Raw genomic sequence first — 6,518 nt, forward strand, 5'->3', positions numbered from 1 at the left:
GAGCCGGGCAAGCGCGCCGACCTGGCCGTCCTCGACCTCGGCGGCCCGCACCTCACGCCGCGCCACGACCCGTGGTCGATGCTGGCGTACGCGGCGGCCGCGGCGGACGTCCGGGACACGGTCGTCGACGGCCGGGTCCTCATGCGCGACCGGGTGCTGCTCACCCTCGACGAACCGGCCGCGCTGCGCGAGCTGGAGGCGCTGGAGCGGGAGCACCCCGCGTGAGCTCCGCCGTCGAACCCACCCGCGGTTTCACCGGCCGCAGCCGCGCCGACGACCGCGACCCGCGGCTGCCGCCCGGCCAGTACGACGCCCGCGACACCTGGCCGGTCCTCTCCGCCGAGGTCACGCCCGCGCTGTCGGCCGAGGAGTGGACGTTCCGGGTGGACGGGCTGGTGGACCGCCCGCGCACCTGGGACTGGGAGCAGGCGCACGCCCTGCCGGGCTCGGAGTTCCGGGGCGACATCCACTGCGTGACCGGCTGGTCGAAGTTCGGTGTGCGCTTCGGCGGGGTCTCGGTCGACGCCTTCCTGGAGACGGTGCGCCCCTCCCCCGCCGCCACCCACGTCGTCGCCTGGTCCCACACCGGCTACGCCGCCAACCTGCCGCTGGCCGATGTCACCGGCGGCCGCGCCTGGATCGCCTGGGAGTACGACGGCGCGCCGCTCGCCCCCGAACACGGCGGCCCGGCCCGGCTGATCGTGCCGCATCTGTACTTCTGGAAGAGCGCGAAGTGGATCGCGGGCCTGCGCCTGCTCGACCACGACGAGGCCGGCTTCTGGGAGCAGAACGGCTACCACCACCGGGGCGACCCCTGGCAGGAGCAGCGCTACGCCCATGACTGACCTCGTCACCCCCGCGCCCGCCCCGGCGTTCGTCCCGCCGACCCGGTTCGCCGTCCCCGGCCGCATCGCGGTGCCCGAGTCCGCGTCCGCGCTCTGGCGGCGCGCGGTGATCTCGGAGATCCGCCGCGAGACCCCGCGCACATCCACCTTCCGGCTCGCGGTGCCCGGCTGGGCGGGGCATCTGCCCGGCCAGTACCTGACGCTGCGCCTCACCGCCCCGGACGGCTACACGGCGCAGCGCAACTACTCGGTCGCCTCCGCCCCGGACGACTCCGGCCGGATCGAGCTGACCCTCGACCACGTGGCCGGCGGGGAGGTCTCCGGGCACCTGCACACCGTCGCGAGGCCCGGCGACACGGTCGAGGTCCGCGGCCCGCACAGCGGCTTCTTCGCCTGGACCGGCGACCATCCGGCGCTGCTGCTGGGCGCCGGATCGGGCGTCGTCCCGCTGATGTCGATGGTGCGCCACCGCCGGCTGCGCGGCCTGGACGTGCCGCTGCGGCTGGTCGTCTCGGCGCGCACCCGCGAGGACCTGATCTACGCGGACGAGTACGGGGCGGAGACCTCCGTGCTGCTCACCCGCTCCCAGGGCCGCCTCACCGCGGCGCATCTGGCGCCGTACCTCGCCGATCCGCCGCCCGGCGGCTGGGAGGCGTATGTGTGCGGCGGCAACGGCTTCGCCGAGCACGCGTCCCGTCTGCTGGCGGAGGCGGGGCAGCCGCTCGACCGGATCCGGATCGAGCGATTCGGCTGATCAGCGAGGTTCGGGTATCCTCCTCTTACGTGATCTTCCGGGGCATCGCTCCGGGGGTCGGCACCGGGACGTGGCGCAGCTTGGTAGCGCACTTGACTGGGGGTCAAGGGGTCGCAGGTTCAAATCCTGTCGTCCCGACGGTGTTTTAGCAGGTCAGAGGCCGTTTCTCCGCTTCGGGGAAACGGCCTCCGGCATGTCCGGGCGAAGGTGGCTAGCCGGCGGAGGCGCGGCGCGGCACGACCATCCTGGAGGTGTCGACCAGCGTGAGGCCGGCCAGGCCCAGCAGGGGCAGGACGGTGAGCTGCCAGAGGCCCGCACCACCCCAGCCGAGGCCGTCCACCAGCCGGGCGAAGAGCAGTCCGGAGAAGGCGGCGGCCACGTAGTACGTCAGCATGAACAGCCCGGAGCCCCGCCCGACGTGCCGGGGGCGGACCGCGCGCTGCATCGCGGTGGTGCAGTTGGTGAAGAGGATGCCGCTGGCGAAGGCGCCCATGAGGAAGGCCAGCACGTACTGGGCGGGGGCCGAGGTGGCGTACTGGTAGGTGAGCGCCGCGGTGAGGGAGGTGCCGACGAAGCCCGCCGCCAGCAGTTTGCGCTGATCGACGCGGTCGCCGAGCCAGCCCGCCGGCAGCGCCATCATGGCGCCGAAGCCGGAGAAGGAGACGGCCAGCGCCGCCTGCCCGGCGCCGAGCCCGAGTTCCTCGCGCAGGAAGGTGGGGTAGAGCCCCAGGAATCCGTAGAAGACCAGGCCGGAGACGGCGCAGGCGATGCCGATGCCGAGGGTGTTGCGGTTGAACGGGCTGGCGGGGACGTGGTCGTAGCCGCCCGCCGACGCGTTCGCGCCGGTGACCGCCTCGGTCATCGTCCGGCTGACGGTGCCGGCGATGGCCAGCGCGATGACGAGGCCGGCGGCCGCGAAGACGTAGAACGGGCCGCGCCAGTCGCCCCACGCCCCGGCGATGCCGTTGCCGATGAGGGGGCCGAGGAAGACGCCCGCGCCGAAGGCGACGCCGACGACCCCGGCGGCGACCGCCCGGCGGTGGAAGAAGTAGGCGCCGACCACCGCGTACAGGGCGGTGGCCTGCATGCCCTCGCCGACGCCGGAGACCAGCCGGTAGACGCTCATGTCGGCGAAACCGGCGGCGAGCGGGATCGCCAGGGTGCCGAGGGAGTAGATCACAATGCTGACCAGCACGATCGTCTTGCGGGCCAGCCGGTCCATCAGATAACCGGCGGGCAGGCCGGCCAGGGCGATGCCGAGGGTGAATCCGGTCGCGAGCAGGCCGCCCTGTTCGAGGGAGAACCCGAACTCGGCGCGGATCTCCGGCAGCAGGGGGTAGAAGACCTGCCGGTCCATGGCGTTGATCATGTACGAGACGCACAGCACCGCGAAGCCGACGGCGACGCCGGCCCGCGTCAGGGGTCCGGACGACGGCGGGGAGGATGCGGCCGTGCTGACGGGTCCGTCTATCACGTGAGGGTTCCTTCGGGGACGGCGACCGAGAGGTCGCGGTGTGCGGACGGTTGTCCGGCAAGCGAACGCGGGAAACGCTGGCGTAACGATGAGCGGCCCGAGAAGGGCTGTCAATACTCCGCGCAGGACGGAGGTTTCACCTCTGACCAGGGCTTAGACCGTCGGCCGCAATGCGGACGACACGGCCTTGGGCACCCCTCCGGAGAAAACACGCTGCTCCCCGGCGCGAACACCGGACGTTCCGCACGCCCCGGGTGTCGCCCGGTGACACACAGCCGGACCATTGTCCGTACAGCGGACACAGATGGTCGCGTCCGCGCAGACGGCCGCGCACTCGGCCGTGCACTCGGCCGCACCCGCGGGCGGTCGTCACAGCGGTCCGGGACAGGGCTCCTGATCGCGCGGAAGTACCGGCATAATGGCCCGATACATCGGATGTCCGGGGAGGCGAGGGGCTCATGGCGGTCACCGACGAGGCGATCGAGAAGATCAAGGGGATGATCGTCTCCGGTGCGCTGCGCCCGGGCGACCGGCTCCCCAAGGAGAGCGAACTCGCCGCGGAACTCGGCCTGTCGCGCAACTCCCTGCGCGAGGCGGTGCGCGCGCTCTCGCTGATCAGGATCCTGGACGTACGGCAGGGCGACGGCACCTACGTCACCAGCCTGGACCCGCAGTTGCTGCTGGAGGCGCTGAGCTTCGTGGTGGACTTCCACCGCGACGACACCGTCCTGGAGTTCCTCGCCGTGCGCCGGATCCTGGAGCCCGCGGCGACGGCCATGGCCGCGGCGCGCATCGACGAGTCCCAACTGGACGTGCTCACCGAGCAGTTGGAGGCGCTGGGGCCGCAGCCGTCGGTGGAGGAACTGGTCGCGTGCGACCTGGAGTTCCACCGCGGCATCGTCCAGGCGTCGGGGAACTCGGTGCTGTGCTCGCTGCTGGACGGGCTGTCCGGGCCGACCACGCGGGCCCGCATCTGGCGCGGACTGACGCAGGAGGACGCGGTCAGCCGCACCCTGCACGAGCACCGCGCGATCCTGTCCGCGCTGCGGGACCGGGACGCGGAGGCGGCACGGTCCTGGGCGACGGTACACATCGCGAGCGTGGAGCAGTGGCTGCGCTCCACGCTCTGAGACCCGGCGGGTTCCCGCGGGATCCCGCCGGCGGGCGAACCGCCCCGTGCCGGGGTGCGTCCGGTCCTTCGTAAGAGTGATCGAAAAGAGGGATCGGATGAATCCACGCTTCAGGCTGCGCCTGCGCCGCCCCACGGCCCGTACGCTGCGCCGCTGCGCGCTGCTCGTCTGCCTCGCCGTCCTGCTCCCGGTACTGGCCGCCGGGGCCGCCCTGCGCCTGGAGTACGCCGGCGACCCCTCCGGCGCCGGCGCCAACCGTGATCGCAACGCGGTGTGGCTCGGGCACGCATGGGTCGACGGAGAGCGCGACGGCGCCGACCTGGCCGCGCTGGCCGGGGAGTTGCGCGGCAGCGGGACCCGGGACCTGTATGTGCACACCGGACCGCTGGAGTTCGACGGCCGCCTCGACGCGGGGCTCTATCCGGGCGCGCGGGACATGCTCCGCGAGATGCGCACCGCGCTGCCCGGGGTACGCGTCCAGGCATGGCTCGGCCAGGTCCTCTCGCACGACGGTTCGAAGGGCCTGCACCTGGACGACCCGGCGACCCGTGCCCGGGTACGCGACAGCGCCGCCCAGGTTCTGGCGGCCGGGTTCGAGGGGGTCCACCTGGACCTGGAGCCGATGTACTCCGACGACCGCGGCTTCCTCGCGCTGCTGGACTCCGTGCACCGGCTCACCGCGGCCCGCGGCGTGCCCCTGTCGGTCGCGACGCACCAGATCGACCCGCTGCCCTCCCTGCACTCGGTGAGCGGCCCGCTGTTCAACCACCCCAAGTGGTGGTCGCAGCGGTACTTCGGGGAGGTGGCCCGGCGCGTGGACCAGGTCGCGATGATGACCTACGACACCGCCCTCCCGATGGAGAGCCTCTACGGAGGCTACGTGGCCCAGCAGACCGCGCTCGCCCTGGAGGTGACGCCCGCGGGCACCGATCTGCTCGTCGGACTGCCCGGCTACCACACCAACAACATCGGCCGGCACGCCTGGGCGGAGACCGTGACGGCCGCCGTGCGCGGCGCCCGCCTCGGCCTCGCCCGCGAGGCGCCCTCCCGCGAGCGCTTCGGACTCGCCCTGTACGTCGACTTCGCCGCGACCCCGGCGGACTGGGCCGCCTACCGCTCCGCGTGGAGCGGTGGCCGACCGGACGCGTACCTCCGATGACTCTGGGGATCATCCCCCTACGAAGGCGGCGGCACCTGCCTCGTGAAGCCGTAGGCTGGTGCAGCACGCGAAGGAACGGCAGCCGGTGGGGGTGGCACCATCCCCCTTCCGGCCGGAAGGAGGCGCTGGGTGATCGAGCTCGAGGGGGTTCCCGAGCTGATCGACCCGGTCATGGTGGCCGCGTTCGAGGGCTGGAACGACGCCGGGGACGCCGCCTCCGCCGCGGTCGGGCATCTGGACCGGGAGTTCAAGGGCGAGGTGTTCGCCGCGCTGGACGCCGAGGACTACTACGACTTCCAGGTCAACCGTCCCACGGTCTGGATGGACGGCGGCACGCGACGGATCACCTGGCCCACCACGCGGCTGTCCGTCATCCGCATCGAGACCCCCAAACCACGCGACCTCGTCCTGGTACGGGGCATCGAGCCCAGCATGCGCTGGCGCTCCTTCTGCAACGAGATCCTGGGCTTCGCCCATGAGCTGGGCATCGAGATGGTGGTGGTGATGGGCGCCCTCCTGGGCGACACCCCGCACACCCGTCCGGTGCCGGTGACGGCCGTCACCTCCGATCCGGACCTGGCGACCGCGCTCAGCCTGGAGGAGTCCCGCTACGAGGGCCCCACCGGCATCGTCGGCATCCTCCAGGAGGCCTGCACCCACGCCGGCATCCCGGCGGTGAGCCTGTGGGCGGCCGTGCCGCACTATGTGTCGCAGCCGCCGAACCCCAAGGCGACGCTGGCCCTGCTGAACCGCCTGGAGGACCTGCTGGACCTGCGGATCCCGCTCGGCGAGCTGCCGGAGGACGCGCGCGCCTGGCAGGTCGGGGTGGACCAGCTCGCGGCCGAGGACAGCGAGGTCGCCGAGTACGTCCAGACGCTCGAGGAGGCCCGCGACACCGCCGAGCTGCCGGAGGCCTCCGGCGAGGCCATCGCCCGCGAGTTCGAGCGCTACCTGCGGCGCCGCGACCCGCAGGCGGGCGAGTCGGACGCGGGGCCCTACCTGCGGGACATCTCGCCGAAGCCCAAGGACGACCGGGACGGGAAGGACGACGGCGGCGCCGACGGGGAGTGACCCGAGCGGCACCCACGTCACGGCGAACGGCCCGGCCGCCGCCCCGCACAGGGGGCGGCCCCCGACCGCGAACGGCCCGGCCGCC

The 6,518-nt window shown here is 72.9% G+C and carries 6 protein-coding genes, 1 tRNA gene and 1 pseudogene; 7 read left to right on the forward strand and 1 reads right to left on the reverse strand.

Features of this window, described 5'->3' with window-relative positions:
- The 4 genes and pseudogenes from AB0F62_RS42220 to AB0F62_RS42235 all read left to right on the forward strand — a co-directional run.
- Positions 1-225: pseudogene (locus AB0F62_RS42220) on the forward strand (amidohydrolase); the annotation flags it as partial.
- Complete coding sequence (locus AB0F62_RS42225) at positions 222-845, forward strand: sulfite oxidase-like oxidoreductase (RefSeq protein ID WP_361812076.1); 624 nt, start codon at positions 222-224, stop codon at positions 843-845. The pseudogene AB0F62_RS42220 and the gene AB0F62_RS42225, both read left to right, overlap by 4 nt.
- Positions 838-1,599, forward strand: a complete 762-nt coding sequence (locus AB0F62_RS42230; protein ID WP_361812078.1) for a ferredoxin reductase — start codon at positions 838-840, stop codon at positions 1,597-1,599. The genes AB0F62_RS42225 and AB0F62_RS42230 overlap by 8 nt, the downstream gene beginning before the upstream one ends.
- A gap of 64 nt (positions 1,600-1,663) precedes the next feature.
- Positions 1,664-1,737 (forward strand) — tRNA-Pro (locus tag AB0F62_RS42235).
- A 73-nt stretch (positions 1,738-1,810) separates the two neighbouring features.
- On the opposite strand, the gene AB0F62_RS42240 is transcribed toward AB0F62_RS42235, so the two are convergent.
- Complete coding sequence (locus tag AB0F62_RS42240; protein WP_361812081.1) at positions 1,811-3,073, reverse strand: MFS transporter; 1,263 nt, start codon at positions 3,071-3,073, stop codon at positions 1,811-1,813.
- Positions 3,074-3,531: 458 nt separating this feature from the next.
- Here AB0F62_RS42240 and AB0F62_RS42245 point away from each other — a divergent pair, with 458 nt between their 5' ends.
- The 3 genes from AB0F62_RS42245 to AB0F62_RS42255 all read left to right on the forward strand — a co-directional run bounded on the left by AB0F62_RS42245 (position 3,532) and on the right by AB0F62_RS42255 (position 6,433).
- Positions 3,532-4,203: a FadR/GntR family transcriptional regulator gene (locus AB0F62_RS42245; protein WP_361812084.1), complete on the forward strand. Its 672-nt coding sequence runs from the start codon at positions 3,532-3,534 to the stop codon at positions 4,201-4,203.
- A 97-nt stretch (positions 4,204-4,300) separates the two neighbouring features.
- Positions 4,301-5,362: a hypothetical protein gene (locus AB0F62_RS42250; RefSeq protein ID WP_361812087.1), complete on the forward strand. Its 1,062-nt coding sequence runs from the start codon at positions 4,301-4,303 to the stop codon at positions 5,360-5,362.
- A 129-nt stretch (positions 5,363-5,491) separates the two neighbouring features.
- Complete coding sequence (locus tag AB0F62_RS42255) at positions 5,492-6,433, forward strand: PAC2 family protein (RefSeq protein ID WP_361812090.1); 942 nt, start codon at positions 5,492-5,494, stop codon at positions 6,431-6,433.
- The last annotated feature ends 85 nt before the right edge of the window (positions 6,434-6,518 follow it).

Source organism: Streptomyces sp. NPDC026673 (assembly GCF_040638135.1).
Lineage (GTDB): Bacteria > Actinomycetota > Actinomycetes > Streptomycetales > Streptomycetaceae > Actinacidiphila.